Origin of the sequence: Methylocella tundrae (assembly GCF_901905185.1) — a bacterium.
Taxonomy (GTDB): Bacteria; Pseudomonadota; Alphaproteobacteria; order Rhizobiales; family Beijerinckiaceae; genus Methylocapsa; species Methylocapsa tundrae.
Genome location: NZ_CABFMQ020000089.1, coordinates 15,663 through 36,129, shown reverse-complemented (window position 1 = coordinate 36,129; position 20,467 = coordinate 15,663). Strand labels below are relative to the sequence as shown.

The 20,467-nt window shown below is 57.9% G+C and carries 18 protein-coding genes and 1 pseudogene; 13 read left to right on the top strand and 6 right to left on the bottom strand.

Annotated elements, in window-relative coordinates; translation table 11 throughout:
• Positions 1-20 precede the first annotated feature (20 nt).
• Positions 21-1,212: pseudogene (locus MPC4_RS14000) on the bottom strand (multidrug effflux MFS transporter).
• A gap of 743 nt (positions 1,213-1,955) precedes the next feature.
• On the opposite strand from MPC4_RS14000, the gene MPC4_RS13995 reads away from it, so the two are divergent.
• The 5 genes from MPC4_RS13995 to MPC4_RS13975 all read left to right on the top strand — a co-directional run bounded on the left by MPC4_RS13995 (position 1,956) and on the right by MPC4_RS13975 (position 6,772).
• Complete coding sequence (locus MPC4_RS13995) at positions 1,956-3,296, top strand: ABC transporter substrate-binding protein (protein ID WP_174513057.1); 1,341 nt, start codon at positions 1,956-1,958, stop codon at positions 3,294-3,296.
• A gap of 80 nt (positions 3,297-3,376) precedes the next feature.
• Positions 3,377-4,114, top strand: coding sequence for an ABC transporter ATP-binding protein (locus tag MPC4_RS13990; protein ID WP_174513056.1), 738 nt, complete (start codon positions 3,377-3,379; stop codon positions 4,112-4,114).
• Positions 4,115-4,117: 3 nt separating this feature from the next.
• The gene (locus MPC4_RS13985) at positions 4,118-4,837 is read left to right on the top strand and encodes an ABC transporter ATP-binding protein (protein WP_174513055.1); all 720 of its coding nucleotides are present in this window, start codon (positions 4,118-4,120) and stop codon (positions 4,835-4,837) included.
• A 6-nt stretch (positions 4,838-4,843) separates the two neighbouring features.
• Positions 4,844-5,707: a branched-chain amino acid ABC transporter permease gene (locus MPC4_RS13980; protein WP_174513054.1), complete on the top strand. Its 864-nt coding sequence runs from the start codon at positions 4,844-4,846 to the stop codon at positions 5,705-5,707.
• A 9-nt stretch (positions 5,708-5,716) separates the two neighbouring features.
• Positions 5,717-6,772, top strand: coding sequence for a branched-chain amino acid ABC transporter permease (locus tag MPC4_RS13975; protein ID WP_174513053.1), 1,056 nt, complete (start codon positions 5,717-5,719; stop codon positions 6,770-6,772).
• A gap of 335 nt (positions 6,773-7,107) precedes the next feature.
• Here the strand turns inward: MPC4_RS13975 and MPC4_RS13970 are convergent, their stop codons facing one another.
• Positions 7,108-7,866 (bottom strand): IclR family transcriptional regulator, encoded by a 759-nt coding sequence (locus MPC4_RS13970; RefSeq protein WP_174513052.1) that lies wholly within the window; start codon positions 7,864-7,866, stop codon positions 7,108-7,110.
• 95 nt (positions 7,867-7,961) lie between these two features.
• Here MPC4_RS13970 and MPC4_RS13965 point away from each other — a divergent pair, with 95 nt between their 5' ends.
• The 4 genes from MPC4_RS13965 (at position 7,962) to MPC4_RS13950 (ending at position 12,271) form a co-directional block, all read left to right on the top strand.
• On the top strand, positions 7,962-8,741 hold the full coding sequence (locus MPC4_RS13965; protein ID WP_174513051.1) for a 2-keto-4-pentenoate hydratase: 780 nt from the start codon (positions 7,962-7,964) through the stop codon (positions 8,739-8,741).
• Complete coding sequence (locus MPC4_RS13960; RefSeq protein ID WP_174513050.1) at positions 8,738-9,679, top strand: acetaldehyde dehydrogenase (acetylating); 942 nt, start codon at positions 8,738-8,740, stop codon at positions 9,677-9,679. The genes MPC4_RS13965 and MPC4_RS13960 overlap by 4 nt, the downstream gene beginning before the upstream one ends.
• Positions 9,679-10,716 (top strand): 4-hydroxy-2-oxovalerate aldolase, encoded by a 1,038-nt coding sequence (dmpG, locus tag MPC4_RS13955; RefSeq protein WP_174513049.1) that lies wholly within the window; start codon positions 9,679-9,681, stop codon positions 10,714-10,716. Before MPC4_RS13960 ends, dmpG begins: the two co-directional genes overlap by 1 nt.
• Positions 10,717-11,050: 334 nt before the next feature.
• A complete protein-coding gene (locus tag MPC4_RS13950) occupies positions 11,051-12,271 on the top strand; it encodes an MFS transporter (protein ID WP_174513048.1) in 1,221 nt (406 codons plus the stop codon).
• On the opposite strand, the gene MPC4_RS21795 is transcribed toward MPC4_RS13950, so the two are convergent.
• The 4 genes from MPC4_RS21795 to MPC4_RS13930 form a co-directional block, all read right to left on the bottom strand.
• A complete protein-coding gene (locus MPC4_RS21795; protein WP_425312477.1) occupies positions 12,209-12,490 on the bottom strand; it encodes a tyrosine-protein phosphatase in 282 nt (93 codons plus the stop codon). The two genes, MPC4_RS13950 and MPC4_RS21795, sit on opposite strands and share 63 nt — an antisense overlap.
• A 520-nt stretch (positions 12,491-13,010) precedes the next feature.
• Entirely contained in the window at positions 13,011-13,946 is a 936-nt protein-coding gene (locus MPC4_RS13940; RefSeq protein WP_174513046.1) for an electron transfer flavoprotein subunit alpha/FixB family protein, read from the bottom strand.
• The gene (locus tag MPC4_RS13935; RefSeq protein ID WP_174513045.1) at positions 13,946-14,695 is read right to left on the bottom strand and encodes an electron transfer flavoprotein subunit beta/FixA family protein; all 750 of its coding nucleotides are present in this window, start codon (positions 14,693-14,695) and stop codon (positions 13,946-13,948) included. Before MPC4_RS13935 ends, MPC4_RS13940 begins: the two co-directional genes overlap by 1 nt.
• A 7-nt stretch (positions 14,696-14,702) precedes the next feature.
• Positions 14,703-16,310 carry an electron transfer flavoprotein-ubiquinone oxidoreductase gene (locus MPC4_RS13930; RefSeq protein ID WP_210253652.1) on the bottom strand — a complete coding sequence of 536 codons (1,608 nt, stop codon included), beginning with the start codon at positions 16,308-16,310 and terminating at the stop codon, positions 14,703-14,705.
• Positions 16,311-16,752: 442 nt separating this feature from the next.
• Here MPC4_RS13930 and MPC4_RS13925 point away from each other — a divergent pair, with 442 nt between their 5' ends.
• From MPC4_RS13925 to MPC4_RS13910, 4 genes are all read left to right on the top strand, one after another.
• On the top strand, positions 16,753-17,643 hold the full coding sequence (locus MPC4_RS13925; protein WP_174513043.1) for a VOC family protein: 891 nt from the start codon (positions 16,753-16,755) through the stop codon (positions 17,641-17,643).
• A 139-nt stretch (positions 17,644-17,782) separates the two neighbouring features.
• Positions 17,783-18,550: an alpha/beta fold hydrolase gene (locus MPC4_RS13920; protein ID WP_210253651.1), complete on the top strand. Its 768-nt coding sequence runs from the start codon at positions 17,783-17,785 to the stop codon at positions 18,548-18,550.
• On the top strand, positions 18,550-19,095 hold the full coding sequence (locus MPC4_RS13915) for a flavin reductase family protein (protein WP_174513041.1): 546 nt from the start codon (positions 18,550-18,552) through the stop codon (positions 19,093-19,095). The genes MPC4_RS13920 and MPC4_RS13915 overlap by 1 nt, the downstream gene beginning before the upstream one ends.
• A 49-nt stretch (positions 19,096-19,144) precedes the next feature.
• On the top strand, positions 19,145-20,440 hold the full coding sequence (locus MPC4_RS13910; protein WP_174513040.1) for an acyl-CoA dehydrogenase family protein: 1,296 nt from the start codon (positions 19,145-19,147) through the stop codon (positions 20,438-20,440).
• The last annotated feature ends 27 nt before the right edge of the window (positions 20,441-20,467 follow it).

The window sequence follows — 20,467 nt, the reverse complement described above, 5'->3', positions numbered from 1 at the left end:
GTGAGGGTTGCTGACGCGCTTCACTGCGGCACGAGTTCAGGCCAACCTAACGTGAAAAAGCTCAGCGCCAGCGCGACCATCGAACAGAGCGCGATTGCCGCCGCCATCGGCAGCGCGTTTTCGTAGAAGAACATGCTTACGACCACGATCACGACGCCGCTGGCCAGCATCTGAAGCGTGCCGGCGAGGGCCGAAGCCGCGCCCGCAACGGGGCCGTGCTCTTCAAGAGCGAGCACCATCGCCGAAGGAGCAACCAGGCCGACGCAGGCGAAAATGGCGAACAACAGCGCCATCAAGACCGCGAGGCTATCGACGCCAGCGGCGGTTACGCCGAAAAGGACGAGCGCGAAGAACGCATAAAGGAAAACCGCGATGATGACCACGCGCACCATCCCAAACCGCTTGGCGAGCGGAGCGGCGAATTGCGACGAGCCGATGAATCCGATTGCGTTAACCGCGAAAGCCACGCTGAATTGCCTCGGTGTGAGGCCAAAATGATCAATGTAGATGAAAGACGAGCCCGCAAGAAAAACGAAAAAGCTCGCTAAACTGAAGCCGCCTATGAAGGTCAATGCGACGAAGCGCTCATGGTGCAGAAGCTGTGCAAAGCCGGCCGCCGCGCTCGCAAGACCGAACCTCACGCATTCTTCGGGCGGCCGAGTCTCGGGGAGGCAAAGCGCGGTCAGGCCGAAAGCCAGCGCTGCAACGAAAGTCACCGCGACAAAGATGGCGCGCCAGCCAAATGGCGCGATAAGCGCGCTGCCTGTGAGCGGTGCGAGAATGGGCGAAACGCTCAATACGAGCATGACCAGCGACATCAGGCGCGCCGCTTCAATCCCGGTGTGAAGATCACGGATGACGGCCCGCGGAATCACCACGACGGCGGACGCGCCGATCCCTTGAACGAAGCGGAACAGGAGGAGCCAGCCGATGCTTGGCGAGGCGGCATCCGATCGAGCCGATGAGGAAGAGCGCTAGCCCGAAATAGAGCAGTGGCTTTCGGCCGAACGTGTCCGACGCCAGCCCATAAGCGATTTGGCAGGCGCCGTAAGTGATGAAGAAGACCGTCAGTGTCATCTGCGTTGCCGCCGCCGAAGCATGCACATCGGCGGCGATGCTCGGCAACGCGGGCAGATACATGTCGATCGCGAAAGGCCCGAGAGCCGAGAGGAGGCCGAGGACGACGGCGTTCCTTACGTAGTTTGACATCATCAGCACGTCCCTTTGATTTTCAGCTTCGCGGGCGCGCTCGCAAGGTCAAACACGGTCTCGCTGCGCAATTGGCCCCGAGTTATTCGGCAACGGCCAGCGGCATTGATCAGGCGTATTTTTCGAGAGCTTCATCGCCTAGATCTGGTAAGAAAGCCTGAAACTCGTCATCATTGCGATGACGAAGACGATGCTGATAGATCTGATATTTATGAAGATTCCCCCTTTTCGAACGGAAAATCATTTCCAGCGATGATCCGTAGCAATGTATACAGTTAACAGGTGAGAGTCAACCATTGGCGCAGAGGTACGACCTGCGAGCAGAGGACCCGGCGCGGCGACCCGGAGGATGAGTTCACTCGGCGTCTGTCAGGCACTCCCTTCAGAATCGCGAAACAGCGTGCTCAAAGCGGGTTGCTTGGAGAAATGTCGCATTCGCCGCGGTCCCTGGCGCTTAATAAGCAGCCAAACCAAAAGCAGCCAAAACTCCAGAAAACTGTAGACAGTCCACAGACAAGTTGGCATTCTGCCGCTCGCTTGTGATGCCCGGCCGGGTGTCGCGAGCCAAGATTAGCCTCTTCGCAAGGCCTACTAAAATGGGGAAGCGCTATGTCGACCGAGACTCAAAGACCCTGCCCATTCTTGATCCTCGAAGCAGCCGATCGACCCGTTAGGAACATTAGCTGGAGTTTCTTTGGGGACGGCGATCCAAATCAGAACAACGCAGCGCCATAGAGACTGATCGTTTGGCCGAGCAGGACCACGAAAGCAACGAAACGCTCGTTGACATAAGGGAGGGAAACGAAATGAACCGTGGTGGACTTGGATTCAGCCGGCGCACCTTATTGCAAGGACTCTCTGCCGCCGGCGTGGCTGTTACCCTTTCCAAGCCGGCCCTCGCCGTTCAAAAGACGATCAAAATCGGATGGGTTATCCCCCAGACCGGTCCATTGGCGCTCTTTGCCGCACATTCGGTTTTTGTGATAGAGCAGATAAAAAAAGAATACGGAGGACAGATCAAGATAGCGGGCGCCACCTACCCCTATGAGATTATCCTCAAGGACAGTCAGTCGAGCCCCAATCGCGCCGCCGAGGTAGCGCTGGACCTCATCATCAAGGACAAGGTCGATCTGATATGCGCTTCAGCTACGCCTGAAACGACCAATCCGGTAGCCGACCAGTGCGAGTTGAATGGCGTGCCCTGCGTGACCACAGGCACTCCCCTCGAAGCATGGTTCCTTGGCCGCAACGGCGATCCAAAAAAAGGTTTCGATTGGACTTTTAATTTCTTTATCTCTGCGGCAAAGGGGATGGCGAGTTTTATCAACATTTGGAAGCGCGTCGAAACCGACAAAAGGATCGGTGTTCTGTTCCCAAATGATATCGATGGAAACACATTCGCTAGAATCTTTCCGGAGATCGCCAAGCAGAATGACATCGGTAACTATCAAGTCTTCGATCCGGGCCGCTTCGACACCCCCGTCAGCGATTTCAGCACGCAGATCGCGGCGTTGAAGGGCAACGGCGCCGATATATGCTTAATTGTTGCGCCGGCACCCGTGTTTACCGTATTCTGGAATCAAGCAGCCCAGCAAGGATATAGACCGAAGGTACTCACGCCCGGTAAGGTTGGCGAGTTTCCTGCTGGCGTCACGCCATTCGGCGACCGCGCGATCAATTTTAATATCGAAGTGTGGTGGTCCCGTTATTTCCCCTTCGTGTCGAGTTTAACAGGGCAAAGCTGCCCCGAGCTTGCCGGTGCTTTCGAGAAATTCGCCAACGTGCAATCCTCCATGGCGCTTGGCTACGATCACGCGATATTCGAAGTAGTGTTCGACACTTTGAAAAGAACACAGGATGTGACGAAGCGCGAGTCGATCCGGGACGCACTACGCGACACAAATTTGAAGACCGTCGCCGGTACTGTTAATTTCCAGAAGGGACCGTTTCCAAACACTGCGGATACGCTGGTTGTTGGTGGCCAATGGCGTAAAGGCAAAAAGTGGCCCCTTGACCTTGTGATCGTCGACAATGCGCTTGCTACGGATATTCCTGTGAATAGCGAGCCTCAGGCTATAGCCTATTAAAGCATGCGAAGGCTGCGATGAAATGACGCCTTTCACGGACAACTTCATGTTCGCCGCATTGGCTGATCACGCCGCGAAACATGTGGACCAAGCGGAGTGACGCATTGAGCATTTTGGTGGCTGATAGCTTAAGCAGATCCTTTGGCGCAGTAAACGTCATCGACAGGCTTGATCTGCGTCTCGATGCCGGCGAGATACTGGGAATCATCGGTCCCAACGGCGCCGGCAAAACGACATTCTTCAATCTCATCGCGGGCGTCATGCGGCCCTCGGGGGGGAGTATTTGCTTTGAAGGGCGCGACATCACGGGGCTCGCGACCTGGGACCGCTGCCGGCTTGGCATCGGCCGCACCTATCAGGTGCCGAAACCCTACGCCCACATGTCGGTCTATGAAAACGTGCTCGTCGCTGCGGTTCACGGCGGTGGCCTACCCTTGCGTGACGCCCATAACGAGGTGGAAGGTGCCCTCGACCTAACCGGTCTCTCCCACGCGCACGCGATCCCCTCCGGCCAACTGACGCTCCTTGACCTGAAACGGCTCGAACTGTGCCGAGCATTATCCATCAGGCCGCGCCTGCTGCTACTTGATGAGATTGCCGGTGGGTTGACTGACGCGGAAAGCCACGTGCTGCTCGACATTATCCGCCATGTCCATGCGCGCGGCGCGGCGATTATCTGGATCGAGCACGTGATCCATGCGCTGCGCCGCCTCGCGACGCGACTTGTCGTTCTCTACAGCGGCAACTTTGTCGTCGACGGCACTCCCGAAGAAGTCCTCGCCGACGCCCGCGCCAAATCAATCTACCTTGGCGAGTAGGCAATGAAGCTTCCATCCGCCGTTGCCCCGCTACTTTCAGTCGAAGGACTGTCAGTTTATTATGATCAGTTCCGCGCCGTCCATGATGTCACGATCTCCGTCGACGCTGGCGAGATCGTTTCGATCATCGGGGCGAACGGCGCCGGCAAATCCTCGCTACTCAAGGCGATTATTGGCCAGGTGGATCGCTGCGACGGCAAGATCATGTTCGGTGGCACGAAGATCAACGACAAAGCGACTTCGGCCATCATCCGCGACGGAATCGTCCTGGTGCCGGAAGGACGTCGGCTGTTTCCTTCCCTGACGGTCGAGGAGAATCTGCTGCTCGGCTGGAAGGTCGGTCGACGGAATGGCTATACCCTCGATGAGGTTTACGAACTTTTCCCGCTCGTGAAGGGAAAGCGGCGGCAGCAAGCAAGGCAGTTGTCTGGTGGCCAGCAGCAAATGGTAGCGCTCGGTCGCGCGCTCCTCGCAGATCCACGCATCCTTTTGTGCGACGAAATTAGCCTGGGCCTGGCGCCGACCGTCATTTCCGATCTTTATGCGCTCCTACCGGCGATCCGAGATCGCGGAATCGGCATCGTACTTGTCGAACAGGACATCAGCCGGTCGCTTGCGGCCGCGGCTCGCTTCTATTGCTTGCTGGAGGGGCGCGTGTCCCTGTCCGGCAGCCCTGGCGAGTTCGACCGAGAAACGATAACCCGATATTATTTTGGATCGTGACGTAGTATGGCAGCATCCATCATTAACACATTGGTTCAAGGCGTCCTGATCGGTGGGCTCTACGCCCTTTTCGCTCTCGGCTTGTCGCTCTCGGTCGGCGTCATGCGCGCGGTCAACGTTGCGCATGGCGATTTTATCGTCCTCGTCTCTTATCTACTGCTGACGATCGCCGCACGCTTTGAAGTCAACATATTTGTGGCGCTCGCGGTCGTCCTCCCGATCACATTCCTTGGCGGCTATGTTTTGCAGCGCTATTTGCTGCAATATGTGACGGGAAAGGCCGTTCTTGCTCCCCTCCTCGTGACCTTCGGCCTAGCCATCATCACCCAGAATGGACTGCTCGAAGCCTATGGCGCCTACCCGATGATTCTGCCCGGCGGCAAGCTCGAAACTGAGGTTGTCTCCATCTTCGGCTTCGAACTTGGCCTGATGCCGCTCCTGACATTCGCCGCGGCCGTTGGATTGATCTTCTTGCTTGACCGCCTGCTTTATCGCTCACAGCTTGGCTCGTCGATCCGGGCCGTGTCAGATGATGTAGCGGCGGCGGGGCTGATCGGCCTATCCTCGAACCAGGTCTATGCCCTCGCCATGGGGATCGTCGGCGTCACAGTCGCCGTGGCTGCATGTTTCATGGGTCTGCGAATGAATTTCGACCCATCGAGCGGCCCTTCCAACCTCCTGATCGCATTTGAGAGCGTGGTTCTCGGCGGCCTGGGCAGTCTGTGGGGCACCCTCGCTGGCGGGATTGTGCTCGGCATTGCACAAGGGATAGGCGGCCAGATCGACTTTGCGTGGCAAACGCTGGCGGGCCACCTTGTCTTTCTTTTGGTCCTGGCGCTGCGTCCCCAGGGCCTGTTTCCCAAATACTAGGAGCCACTGGTGGGTCAACTCACGCGCATTGCTCCATATGTCCGAGCCGCTCTGGCCGCAGGGGTCGTCGTCCTCATTGCGGGACCTTGGCTGTTTGACAATGTCGGATTAACCTTGCTGACCGAATTTTTTTGCCTACTTGTGCTTGCGCTCATGTGGAACCTACTCGCCGGATACGCCGATATCGTGTCGCTCGGTCAGCACGGTTTCGTCGGCGTCGGCGCCTATGCGCTCTATGCCTTCACGGTACTCGCCAAGCTTGATCCTTACACCTCGATCATCCTTTCGGGCCTCATCGCACTGCTGATCGCAGTGCCGGCTATGGCGCTCGTCTTTCGTTTGCGCACTGTCTACCTCGCGGTTGGGACCTGGGTGATCGCTGAGGTCCTAATGCTGCTCTCCGGCAAGCTGCCGGGTCTTGGCCAGGGCTCAGGCGCCAGCCTTCCCGTGTTTGTCGCGCGAAGCCTTGGAGCTGATGCAACAACGCGCTTCGCCACGATTTATTGGCTCGCCCTTAGCCTCGCCGTAGCAGCATTCGCAACAACATTTGTTTTGTTGCGCTCTCGGATCGGCCTCGGACTTACGGCGATGCGAGATAACGAGGAGGCGGCGGGCGCGATGGGCGTCAATTTGAAGCGCGCGCGAATCCTATGCTTCCTGCTGACGGCGCCCTTCCTCGGCTTGACCGGCGCCATTATCACCCTGCAGAAACTGAGGATTTCACCGCAGGCCTCTTTCAGCGTCAACGAATGGACCGTTTTCGTCATCTTCAACGTGGTGATCGGAGGCATCGGTAGCCTCGAAGGACCAATCATCGGAACGCTGCTGTTCTTCGTCTTACGCGAATATCTTGCCGACGTGGCTACATGGCGCCTAATTATCCTTGGATTGCTCTCGATTGGCATCATGCTCATCGAGCCGCGAGGCCTGTGGGGATTATTCCGTCGATACCTAAAATTCGATCTGATTTTCGTATCGCGTCATGCGTCGCGCGAATTCACCGCACGAATACCATTGGAGGCGACCCCAAAATGCTCTAGCGGCGCCAGACACATTGATTGTTGAGTTTTTCGTCCCGCTGGGACGCGGAGGTTTCCGATATCCGTCTCGTCGAGAAATATAATCGCATCATCTTTGAGGTGCTCAAGGAGGGGAGATTCGGCGCAACAAGGATGCGGTAAGTTTGCTGCGGATGGAGAGACGATTATGCAGGAATCTAAGATGGATTGATTGCTGTGTGGCAAGAGGGGCGGGCTTTATCAGACCCGGCTAAATCTAACGCTCGCGTTAGCGACTCAGCCGAGATCGCAGGCGCCGGCATTCTTGTGAACATACGTAAAGCCGGTCAGATGGCGATCGGCCTACGTCGCCAGGAATCACTCGAGGGCGCAGCCTACCCATCACAAGCGCGCTCTGATCTGGTCGGCGCAGCCGCGCAGGAGATTCAGAACAGCAATATCTTCGATCACATCGCCAGGACCGATGGTCCGAGACATGGAGATCGCCGCTACGATCTTGTCCCGACGATCACGCAGGGGAATCGCAATGCAGCGCAGGCCTTCTGAGACTTCTTCATTGTCAACCGCATAATCGGCCTGCCAGATGGCATTGAGCGCTTTACGCAATTCGGCCGGATCGATGATCGTCCGGGGCGTGAGCGCAACAAAGGGACCTGCGGCGATATACTGTTCCCGCTGATCGTCGGGAAGGGACGCCAGCAACATCTTGCCAATGGCGGAACAATAGGCTTCGAGCTGCATGCCTGCCTGGGTGAAGACCGGGATCCCGCCGCCGCGTTCCTTCAAGATATAGGTCACCATGTCGTTCTCGAGAAAGCCGAGGTGAACGGTTTGGTGAAGCCGACGCGCTAGGCCCCGTAGGTGCGGGCGAGCGATGTTGGCCAGCACCGAGCGACTATCGATGCGCGACGCAAGGTCCAGCAATTCCTGGCCAGGCACGTAGCGTCCTCGCCCAACAGAACAGAGCCACCCTGCCCGCGTGTGCTCACCGATCAGTCGGTAGGCTGTGGACAACGGAATATTCAACTCGCCGGCCAGTTGCCGGAGCGGACCGCGCCCGCCGTCGCGAATCACGAGCGCGAGAAGCGCCATCCCTTTTTCGAGAAGAGTCGTTTTGTCCGCCGGTATGTCTTCGCTCATCGAAATTCCCGCCAAATGAGAATATCGTTTTTCCGCCGCTTGTGCTGCTGTGAATGGACAAATAGTTTGCGTCAAGCAAAATCTGGGAGGAATGAATGGTATCCTATGAAGATGCGGCCGCGCGTTTGCGCGACGCCTATTTCAAGGGCCCTGTGCCGCCGTTGCGTGACGTGTTGGCTCCGACCGATGCAGCTGCGTATGAAATTCAGGCCATCAACACCCGGGCTTGGCTGACCAAAGGACGGCGCATTGTCGGTCGCAAAGTCGGGCTTACCTCTAAAGCGGTTCAGGCGCAGCTCGGCGTCGATCAGCCTGATTACGGCGTGCTGTTCGACGATATGGCTATCGCCTCGGGAGGTCGCCTCTCCGCCGCACTAATCCAGCCCAAGGCCGAGGCTGAAGTCGCCCTGGTGCTTGAGCGCGATCTCAGCAATCGCGATGCGACGCCTGAAGACGTCGCCGCCGCGACCGCCTATGCCGTGGCGGCGATCGAGATTGTGGACAGCAGAATCGCCGATTGGAAGATCACCTTCGCTGATACGGTCGCCGACAATGGATCATCGGCGTTTTTCGTGCTTGGCGATGAGAAGAAGAAACTGGCCGGTCTTGATCTTTACACCTGCGGCATGGCGCTCGAGGTCAATGGCGCATTGGTCTCCTTGGGCGCCGGCGCCGCCTGCCTTGGCCATCCGCTCATCGCCGCCGCCTGGCTGGCTCGAACATTCGCCGCTTTGGGCGAGGGGTTGAAAGCCGGCGACATCGTGCTCACAGGAGCTCTCGGCCCGATGGTCCCTATTCATCCGGCCGATTTCGTCGAGGCCAAGATCGGCGGTCTCGGAAGCGTTTCCTTCACCTATCAGGACGGCAAGGCATGAGTGAAAAGGTAAAGGTCGCCATCATCGGCTCCGGCAACATCGGAACCGATCTGATGATCAAGATTATGCGCACCTCGACAATTCTTGAGATGGGCGCCTTCGTCGGCATTGATCCGGAGTCGGATGGGTTGAAGCGTGCGGCGCGGCTTGGCGTCAGCGTCACCCACGAGGGTCTCGACGGTCTGATGAAGCTGCCCGTCTGGAGCGAGATCGGAATCGTTTTTGACGCCACCTCCGCCGGCGCCCACAAGCGGCATAGCGAGGCTTGCATCGCCGCCGGCAAAATCGTCGTCGACCTGACGCCGGCGGCCATCGGCCCCTACGTCGTCCCTGTGGTCAATGGAGCATCCCATCTCGACGCCGAAAACGTCAATATGGTGACGTGCGGCGGTCAGGCGACAATTCCGATCGTGGCCGCCGTCTCTTCCGTCGCCAAAGTGCATTACGCGGAGATCGTCGCCTCGATCGCATCAAAGAGCGCCGGTCCGGGGACCCGGGCCAACATCGACGAATTCACCGAGACGACAGCGAAAGCCATCGAACAGGTCGGCGGCGCCGCGAAAGGCAAGGCGATCATCGTCCTCAATCCCGCAGAACCGCCTCTAGTGATGCGCGACACCGTCTTCACCTTGTCGTCTGGCGCCGATGAAGCGACGATCGACGAAGTGATCAACGAGATGGTCGCCAAGGTGCAAAGCTATGTTCCCGGTTATCGGCTGAAGCAGAAGGTGCAATTCGAGCGCTTCGGCTCGAACAATCCGGTACGCATCCCGGGACTCGGCGAATTCGAGGGCTTGAAGACCAGCGTGTTTTTGGAAGTCCAGGGCGCGGCGCACTATCTGCCCGCCTATGCCGGAAATCTCGACATCATGACCTCCGCGGCCTTGCGCGCCGCAGAAGGAATGGCGGCGCGCAAACTGAGCAAGGAACTGGCGTAATGGCGTTCGATCCGACCAAGGACAAGCTCTATATCCAGGATGTCACGCTGCGCGACGGCATGCACGCCATTCGTCACAGCTATAGGCTCGATCATGTGCGCAAGATCGCCAGGGCTCTGGACGAGGCGAGGGTCGACGCCATCGAAGTGGCCCATGGCGATGGCCTCAATGGGTCGAGCTTCAATTACGGTTTTGGCGCGCATACCGATGATGAATGGATCGAGGCGGTCGCGGACGTCGTCAAACACGCGACGCTGACGACGCTCCTGCTTCCCGGCATCGGCACGGTTGAAGATTTGAAGCACGCCTACAGGCTGGGGGTCCGCTCCGTGCGCGTCGCCACCCATTGCACGGAGGCGAATGTCTCGAAGCAACATATCGCCGCTGCTCGGGATCTTGGCATGGACACCGTCGGCTTTCTAATGATGAGCCATATGATCGAGCCGGACGCCCTCGCCGCCCAGGCCAAATTGATGGAAAGCTATGGCGCGACCTGCGTCTATGTCACGGACAGCGGCGGGGCACTTGACATGGACGGCTATCGCGAACGCCTCCTCGCCTACGATCGTGTCCTGAAGCCCGAAACCCAGCGCGGCATCCACGCCCATCACAATCTGTCGCTCGGCGTCGCCAACTCGATCGTCGGCGCCCAGCAAGGCGCGGTCCGCATCGACGCGAGCCTTGCCGGCATGGGGGCGGGGGCGGGCAATGCGCCGCTAGAGGTCTTTATCGCCGCCGCGAACCTCAAGGGCTGGAATCATGGCGTCGATCTCTTCAAGGTGATGGACGCTGCGGAAGAACTCGTGCGCCCGCTGCAGGACCGCCCCGTCCGCGTCGACCGGGAGACCCTCAGCCTCGGCTACGCCGGCGTCTATTCCAGCTTCCTGCGGCACGCCGAAAAAGCCAGCGCCGATTATGGCGTCGACACACGGGAGATTCTGGTCGAACTCGGCCGTCGGCGCATGGTCGGCGGGCAGGAGGACATGATCGTCGACGTCGCTCTCGATATGGTTCGCGAGCGCAGCGGTGCAGACTGAATTGGGCCGAGTTCAAAAGGCGAAAGCGGCGGAAAGAGCGTCGCAGGAAATAAGAGGTTTTGCGCCGGGTTGCGTTCCCGAGGTGCCAAGCTGCCGTAGGCTCGATTTCCACCAGTTCTCAAACCCGGTAGCTTTTCTCGACACTTTTGTTCGAACGTCGAATATTTTGAGAAGGAAAGGGCATTTTCATCTTTAAGTGTCATACAGCTGAATCCGAACAACAGCATTTTCGCCCGCGCGTAATCAAGGGTAACGCGCCGAACGCTAAGAGTTGCGGTCCCGATCGGCGCTGGTTGTTGCGCCGCGCCAAGTCCGCCTCATCTTGATTTGCCGCATGAAGTTCGTTTTAAGCGGCACGCGCACCGTGCAAAATCCTGAGAAGGCAGACGAGGCCGCGATCGAATTTGGCTTTATCGACGCCCGGGCGCGCCGCGAATATATACAACTCGGTATTGCTGGGTTTTTCACCGCCTACTTGAATTCGCATAGTTCCCTTCTAGCCATTGTATTCGCGCGGGAACATTTCGATCTGCATACGATCGGCCTTTTGATCTCGCTTTATGCCTTACCTGTCATCCTCTTCACTTTTCTGTCAGGGGCGATCGCAGCGCGCATCGGCGTTTTGAACACGTGTCGGCTCGCTATCGCCCTTCTTATGATAGGCTTTTTCAGCCTCCGCTATACCTCCGCCGAATTTTGGCCCGCGGTCGCTTCGCGTCTTGTTCAAGGCGTGGGACAGGGCTTGTTCCTCAGTTCATTCGTCACTTATGGGCAGAGCCGACTCAATGTGAAGCGTTTCGTCTATTTGCTCGGTTTGCTTTCGAGCATGCTTATGTTGCCGCAGGCTTTTGCACCGCCCATCGGTGCACTCGTCCTGAACGCCTTCGGCACCCAAGCGATGTTTCTCGAAGCTACTGTTCCGGCCTGCGTCGGCCTAACGCTGATGTTCGGGCTGCGGCCGATACCCTGGCCCCGCATCGCGCGCCGCCTCGACTTCTTTTCCGGCGTGCGGCGAGATCGCGTTCCGGCTTTTATCGCGATCTTCGTCAACGGGACAATGTTCGGTTTTGTCACAGCCTATCTCGCCGCAATGTTAGAGGCCAGAGCTATCCCGATAGCAGCATTCTTTTTGGCATCGACGACGGTGATGTTCGCAAGTCGCCTCTTCGCCATGCGTTCGTTCGAGATGATCAACTGGAACATTCTCGTCGCAGCCGGCTTTCTGTTGCAGGGCTCTGGCTTCATGCTTGTCGCCGTCGCTGAGACATCATGGCTGATAGCCGTAGCCGGCGCTTTTTTTGGCATGGGCTATAGCGTCATCTATCCAATCCTCTCAGCGTGGATGAGCGAAGGCCTCGAACCAAACGAGCGAGCCGGACCGCAGGCGCTCCTAAACACGGTCTTCAGCATAGGCGTATTTGTGATGCCCTATCCGCAGGCTCTCATTATCACACAGTTTGGCTATGGCTTGGCCGTGATGATCTTGGCCTCACTAGCGATCGTCGCCGCTTGTGCGTTGTTCGTACCTCGTTTCGCCAAGCCGCGCAGGTCGTAGGCTATCAATTGCATGTCTGGGGGGAGCGCGTTCTGCACGCTCAGAGACCGTCCACAGATCGATTATTGTCCTTACTCCGAGACGATCGATGATCTTACAATCCTCCGCTGTCAGTCGCGACAGGTCGTTCGACCGGAAAAAACACCCCGCCGCACGCGCCGCACGCCGGCAGTGACGTATCCACCGCAATCGCGGACCTTGGCCGCAGCGCTCAATCACACCAAATTGTACAAACACTGGCTCATTAGCCCTCCAATACAAAATCGACAATCACTAGCCTGTTGTCATAATATCAAAGCCAACGACACGTATAGCTGAGTTCAGCTTTTTGGTTTGTCGCTGGACCAAGCTTTGACACATGCCCCGAAGCGACGCGCCGGGAACGGCCACCATCGCCTTGCCGCTTAAGCCCAAAGGCCTAGCTACATTTTCGGCCGGCTTTCCTTTCCGTGACCTTGAGCGTAATCATCAGTGATGACTAAGATCAGTTAGAGTGGCTACCACTTCGATGAACAAGCCGGGGATCACTCTCGCCGTGTGTTGTCCGTATTTCCCCCAAGTATGCAGGGGGATCCCGATGGGCGGGTTGCCATCGGAGTGATGGCGAAGGCCATTCTCTCCCGTGACCTACAGCTTCCGCCTCGCCGGTTTTCGCTCCAGTGCAAGTTCCAGCACCCAATCTTCGTCCCCTACGAGGATTTGGGCTACGCGGCCGAGGGGAGCCGGTAACGCTCGGAGCTTAGTTGTCAAGTTCACTCAGAAGTTCCGGCAACACGTTGAATAAATCGCCGATGAGGCCGTAATCAGCGACTTGGAAGATCGGGGCTGCCTCATCCTTGTTGATCGCGACTATGACCTTAGAGTCTTTCATTCCGGCGAGATGTTGGATCGCACCGGAAATGCCGACCGCAATATAAAGCTCCGGGGCGATGATTTTGCCTGTCTGGCCGACCTGATAGTCGTTTGGTGCAAAGCCGGCATCAACGGCGGCGCGACTGGCGCCCACTGCTGCACCAAGCTTGTCGGCAATCGCGTCCAGAAGATGAAAGTTTTCGCCTGACTGCATGCCGCGGCCGCCCGAGACCACGATCTTGGCTGTCGTCAGTTCTGGCCGTGTGCGCGGGGAGACTTCCTGTCCGACGAAACGCGATGAGTGCGGGGTTGGGCCGGCCGAGACGGTCTCGATTACGGCGCCGCCGCCCGAGGCCGCCGCCAGGGCAAAGCTGGCGCCCCGGACAGTGATCACCTTGATAAAGTCGGAGGATGCGACCGTCGCAAGCGCGTTGCCGGCGTAGATCGGGCGGACAAAAGTATCCACCGAAACGATTGCCGAGATATCCGAGATCTGCGCCACATCCAGCATTGCCGCCACTCGAGGAAGCGTATTTTTCGCGGCGCAAGTCGCTGTCGCCACAATGTGGCTGTAGCCAGGCGCCAAGCCGACGATCACGGGAGCCAACTGCTCAGCCAGCAGATGGGCGTAACCATCGCTTTCGGCGCGGAGCACTTTGCTTACGCCAATCACCGAGGCAGCGGCGTCAGCTGCTCCCTGGGCGCCGAAACCGACGACGAGAACGTGGATGTCACCACCGATCTCGACCGCCGCCGTTACCGCGTGCAGCGTTGCGGGCTTGAGGGTGAGATTGTCATGCTCTGCTATGACGAGGATCGTCATCAGATCACCTTCGCTTCATTTTTCAGCTTATCAACCAGTTCGGCCACCGAACCGACTTTAATTCCGCCCTGACGCTTGGGTGGCTCCGCAACTTTAAGCGTTTTGAGATGCGGCGTGACGTCGACCCCTAGAGCCTCCGGAGTCAGCACGTCGAGGGGCTTCTTCTTTGCCTTCATGATGTTCGGCAGGGACGCGTAGCGCGGCTCATTCAAACGCAGATCAACTGTCACAACTGCGGGAAGGCTCAGCGAAACGGTTTCGAGGCCGCCATCGATCTCGCGGACGACCTCAACGCGTCCGTCGGCCAGCGTCACCTTCGAAGCGAAGGTTCCCTGCGGCCAGTCCAGCAAAGCCGCCAGCATCTGGCCCGTCTGGTTGCAATCGTCGTCGATCGCCTGCTTGCCGAGCAAAAACAATTGAGGTTCGATCCGACCCGCAATCGCCTTGAGCAGCTTCGCATTTGCCAGCGGCTGCAACTCCGCCACGGTCTCGACCAGGATCGCTCGATCCGCCCCCATCGCCAAGGCGGAGCGCAACGTCTCTTGGCATTGCGGGACCCCAAGAGATACGGCCACGATCTCTGTGACGATCCCTTTTTCCTTCAGACGTACAGCTTCTTCTAGGGCAATCTCATCAAACGGATTCATGGACATCTTGACATTTGTAGTGTCTACGCCAGTCCCGTCCGACTTCACGCGAACTTTGACATTGTAGTCGACGACTCGCTTCACTGCGACAATTGCTTTCATGTTTTACTCACATGTTTGGATAGCTGGGGCCGCCGCCGCCCTCGGGCGCGACCCAATTAATGTTCTGGGTGGGATCCTTGATATCGCACGTTTTGCAGTGAACGCAGTTCTGGGCGTTGATTTGTAATCGCGGTGCACCATTGTGTTCAATGATCTCATAGACGCCCGCCGGGCAGTAATATTGCTCGGGCGAGCCGTAGATGCCCCAGTTCACGGTGATCGCCAATTGAGGATTATTAAGCTGGAGATGAACAGGCTGGTTCTCTTCGTGATTCGTATTCGAGATGAAAACCGAGGATAGCCTGTCAAAGCTTATCTTGCCGTCAGGTTTGGGATAGACGATTGGCGTCACACTCGCCTTTGGCTTCAACGTTTCGTGGTCGGCGTGCCTGTACCTCAGCGTCCATGGCGCCTTACCGCGCAGAAGATAGGTATCCATTGCAGAATAGGCTAATCCACCCCACAAACCCCATCCGAAGGCCGGACGAATGTTTCGGGCCTGGTAGAGCTCATTCCACAGCCAGGATTGCGTCAGCGCGGCCCTGTAATCAGCCGATACCAACGTTGATTCAAGATCTTGGAAAATCGCTTCAGCGGCGATCATCGCTGATTTCATCGCCGTGTGGATTCCTTTGATCTTGGGCGTGTTGAGAAAGCCCGCCGCGCAGCCAATGAGGCAGCCGCCGGGCATACTCAAGGTCGGGATCGCCTGGAAGCCCCCTTCATTGAGCGCGCGCGCGCCATACGCGATGCGTCGGCCGCCCTCGAAATAGGGACGAATATCAGGATGAGTCTTGAAGCGCTGGAACTCCTCGAAGGGGGAAAGCGTCGGGTTTTGGTAATCGAGTCCGACGACGAACCCAACTGCGACCTGATTCTTTTCGAGGTGATAGAGGAATGAACCACCATAGGTCGCCGTATCCAGAGGCCAGCCAACCGTGTGAATAATTAGTCCTTCCCGGTGCTCGACCGGATCAATTTCCCAAAGCTCCTTGATGCCTACGCCATAGCTTTGAGGGGCGGTGCCATCGCGCAATCCAAATCGCGCATTCAAATGCTTGGACAAGGACCCTCGGCAGCCCTCGGCGAGGATGGTGATCCTGCCATGGAGCTCTACCCCGGGTTGGTAGTTGTCGGTCACCTTGCCGTCCCGGCCAATTCCCACTTCCCCAGTCGCGACGCCAATGATGCGCCCAGTCTCATCGAACAGAACGTCGGTTGCAGCAAAGCCCGGATAGATCTCGACACCCAGCGCCTCTGCCTGGCCGCCTAGCCACCGGCAGAAATTACCGAGGCTGATGATATAGTTGCCGTGATTGTTCATTTGCGGTGGCAGGGGCAATCGGATCGAACGCTTTTCCGATAGAAACAAGAACCGGTCATCTTTTGCTGAGATGTTCAGTGGCGCGGCGCGCTCCTGCCAGTCCGGAATCAACTCATTAAGGGCTGTTGGCTCCAGGCAGGCGCCTGCCAGAATATGCGCGCCAACTTCAGAGCCCTTTTCGAGGACGCAAACGGAAATCTCGCGACCAGCCTGACTGGCCAGTTGCTTAAGCCGAATTGCGGCGGACAGGCCCGCGGGTCCGGCGCCAACGATAACGATGTCATATTCCATGCTCTCGCGAGCTACCGCTACCTGTCGCATAAGCGCGCTCTCAAATTCATCGTGATTTCGCTCCCACAGCGCCTCTACGGCTACTTCGCCCCCGGCTTGGAAAGCATCGGATCGGAACCTATTACTGTCAACAGTTAGCGATATCTGTCAACGACATTGCTCCTCGTCCCTTAGGCGCTAGGTGGAAACTGCAAGATCGAATTTCAAAAATTCGTAAACGTTCACTTTCTTGTTCTGGCCGGAGTTCATCAAATTCTGAAATCTCTTTCGCAGATCTCCATGACGCAACCGCACAATGGCAAAGTTAGGCAAGCATCGAAACAACAACAAAGATAGTGGTGTAGAGTATGAGTGCGCCGCACAATTTATCTCAATGAACATTTGGCACGCGCCTTGCGGTTCCAGTCTCAAAATGCAGAGAATCGAAAGGGAGCGAGCTGTGATGGCCGAGATATCCAATCTTGCGTATGTTGTCTTTGACGTTAGCGATTTGCCAAAGTGGGAGGAGTTTGCCGTCGACATTGTCGGTATGCAGGTGGGACGACGCGACGAAGGAAAGCTCTTGTCGCTGCGCATGGACGAATACGAGCAGCGCGTCTGGCTGCAGCAAGGGAACGCCGACGATATCCTCGTGGCAGGATGGGAACTCGATACTGAGGGGGAACTCGAAGAATTCGTCCATGCTGCTGCAAAGGCTGGGGGACGCATCAGGGACGGCGGTCATGAACTCGCGGAGCGCCGCCGCGTTGAGAAGATTTACGTCTGCGATGATCCAACGGGCTATACGCACGAGTTGTTTTTCGGTCCTACTATCATCCCGATTTCGAAACCCTTCCGATCCAAGGTGCTGCAGGGCCTCGGTTTCGAGACCGGTCCGCTCGGTCTTGGCCATATCCTCACGGCTGCCAACGATTACAAAGAATCCGTCGGTTTCTACCAGAAGGTTCTCGGACTACGCATCAGCGACTATATTCGCGCCGAGATAGCTCCCGGCCAAGTCGTTGACGCAACGTTTCTGCACTCGGCCAGCGGCCGCCACCATTCGCTTGCCACCGCCCAGTTTCCGGCAGGCAAGAGGCTCAATCACTTCATGGTCCAATACCAGTCGATGGACGACGTCGGGATGGCCTTCGACCGCGCGCAGAGAGCCGGGGTTCCCCTCGTGTTGGATCTTGGTCACCACCCCAACGACCGCATGTTCTCATTCTATGTGAAGACCCCATCCGGCTTCGCCATCGAAATTGGCTCCGGAGGCATCGTCGTCGACGACGACACGTGGAAGATCGTCAACTACTCGGAGTTGAGCGACTGGGGCCATAAGCGGCATTTCTGAAGAAAACTCTGTTCGGGGTAATGTAATGACAATTTGGCTTGATTTTCTAGGCGCCGAAATCCGATACGTCGAGACGCCGTCGTTCGGCCGCACCCGCATCGCCGAGAGCGGCCACGGCAAACCAGAGACACTCATACTCATGCACGGCATCGGCGGCCATATCGAGGCCTACTCCAAGAACGTAGTTCCGCTGGGCAAGCATTATCACGTTGTTGCATTCGACTTCGTCGGGCATGGCCTGTCGGAGAAGAAGACCGACATCGATTACACGCCCCATGTTTACGTCGAGCAGTTGCTCGAACTGATGGACGCGTTGGGAATCGAAAAGGCGCATATCTCAGGCGAATCGCTCGGCGGAATGATCGCCGGCTTCTTCGCAATCAAGTATCCGCATCGCATCAATAAGGCGATCCTGAACACTACCGGCGGGATTCCTATCGTCACCGAGAAAGGTCGCCAAGATCTCAAGAATCTCGCGGAGCTCAGCGCCAGAAACTTTGGCAAATTGCCGACGCCCGAAAGCGTTCACTCCCGCATGCAGTGGTTGATTTACGAGGGTAACTGGAATTTGCTGACCGACGAGTTGATCGACAGCAGGCTGGCGCTCTATATAAATCCTGATTTCCAGAAAGTGGCTCCACTTGTGTTCAGTCGCCTCGCAAAGGCGGCCAGCGGCGACACGACGCCGGATATGGTCGAGTTGGAGAAGATCAAGTGCGACACGCTGCTATTTTGGACGCTGCATAATCCAATCCATGACGTCGCCGCCGCCAAAAGCGCGTTGCCGCGCTTGCCAAGGGGCAAACTCTACGTGATGAAGGCTGAGGCCGCCCATTGGCCGCAGTACGAGGCGCCGCAAGAGTTCAACGATGTGGTGCATCGCTATCTCCAGACGGGAGAAGTCTGATGCCAATGTCGTCCATCACCGCGGCGGCGCCCGACCTGCCAACAGCGGCGTCCCCTGTCGTGACCGCTGACCGATTCCTCGCTGGGATGCGGCTGTTCGCCTCCGGTTGCGCAATCGTCGCTGCGCGACACGGGACCGATCGGGCGGGTCTCACCGCCACTGCACTATGTTCAGTGACCGCTGATCCGCCGCAACTTTTGGTCTGCGTCAACCGAAAGGTCCGCGCACACGCCCTCATCTCGGACTCCAGGGCGCTGAGCGTCAACGTCTTGGCGAATAGCCATGAGCCCGTCGCCAAGCGTTTCGCTGGCATGGTCGAGGGGGTCGCGGCGGAAGATCGCTTCCTGGGGAGTGATTGGGGAACAGCGATCACTGGGGCGCCGATCCTAAAGGACGCATTGTTCAGCTTCGACTGCCGTGTCGTCGAGACGATTCCAACGAGCACGCACAGTCTCTTCCTGTGCACGGTCGTCGACGCGGTCGTCGCTGATCCCGACGCCACCCCGCTTCTGTATTTCAACGGTCGTTTCGCCGCCGTGTCGTGACCGCGCTGCAACCAATCTAATCATCTCTGTTCTTGAGTGGAGTCATATCATGACCGCCGACACCGCCATCATTTCCTCCCAGGTCGATACCGCCTCAATTTCTTGTGGCGATCCCGTTCCCTCCAGCGACGAATTGGTCCGCCGCGCCACCGCCATGGTCCCGAAGCTGCGAGCGCAGGCCGACGAGGTCGAGGAGGCGCGCATGGTGCCGCGCGAAACGATCGAGCAATTCAAGCAAGCGGGTTTCTTCAGGATTCTTCAGCCGAAGCGCTGGGGCGGCTGGGAGATGAACCCTATCGTTTTCATGCGCATCCTGATGGAGCTCGGCCGGGGCTGCAGCAGCAGCGCCTGGAATATGATGATCCTTGGGATCCATCAGTGGGAATTCGGCCTGATGGATCCGCGCGCCGGCGACGATGTGTGGGGAAAGGACAACACCACTATAATCGCATCTTCCTATCCGCCTGCCGGCAAGCTCACCAGGGTCGAGGGTGGGTATCTGCTGAACGGCCGCTGGCCTACGTCTAGCGGCACCGATCATGGCCAGTGGGCCTTCATCGGAGCAAACCAGTTCGACGCGAGCGGCGCGATGTTCGACCGCAAAGCACTGCTCGTCCCGCGGACTGACTACGAGATTTTCGACGATTGGTTCGTCTTCGGCCTGGCGGGAACCGGGAGCAAAAGCCTGATCCTCAAAGACGTGTTCGTGCCCGAGCACCGCGCACACAGCATGGTTGATTACCGGTCTTCCGGCCGCAGCGAAATGTATCTCTATCCTTTTAACATGGTGTTTTTCAGCGCTGTATCGTCGGTGATCATCGGCTTCGCGCAGGCGGCGGTGGACATTTTCAGAGAACAAATGCAGACGCGTCGCGATACCGCCACTGGCTTGCCCACTGCGCTCAGCCCTTATGTCAAGGATCGGCTCGGCAACGCGGTTGCCCGGATCCGCTCCTCGCGAATGCGGCTAGAGCAGGTTATGAACGAGGCGACGCAGCATGTGACGCGCCGGGAGTTGGTGCCGCTCGATGATCGCGTCCATTACATGTTGGACGGCGCCCGCGTCGGTCGCGAGTGTGAGGAGGCTGTCCTTTTGCTTTACAAGTCGCTGTCCGCCCGGGGAATTTATAAGTCAAATCCTATGCAGCGGGTCCTGCGCGACGTTCTCGCCGGCGCCAACCATATCACGCAGAACGCCGACGACTTCGCGGGTATTCTAGGCGGCTACTTGCTCGGCCAGCCGCTACCGCCATTCATGTACGAACTGCCAGCCGTCACAGGGGTCGAGGCAAGAGTTCCGCCGTCGGGCGCGGGCGATAGATCCGCCTCGTTCGGCTGCCCCTGATGTATCTTGAGAAGGCGAACCGACCCC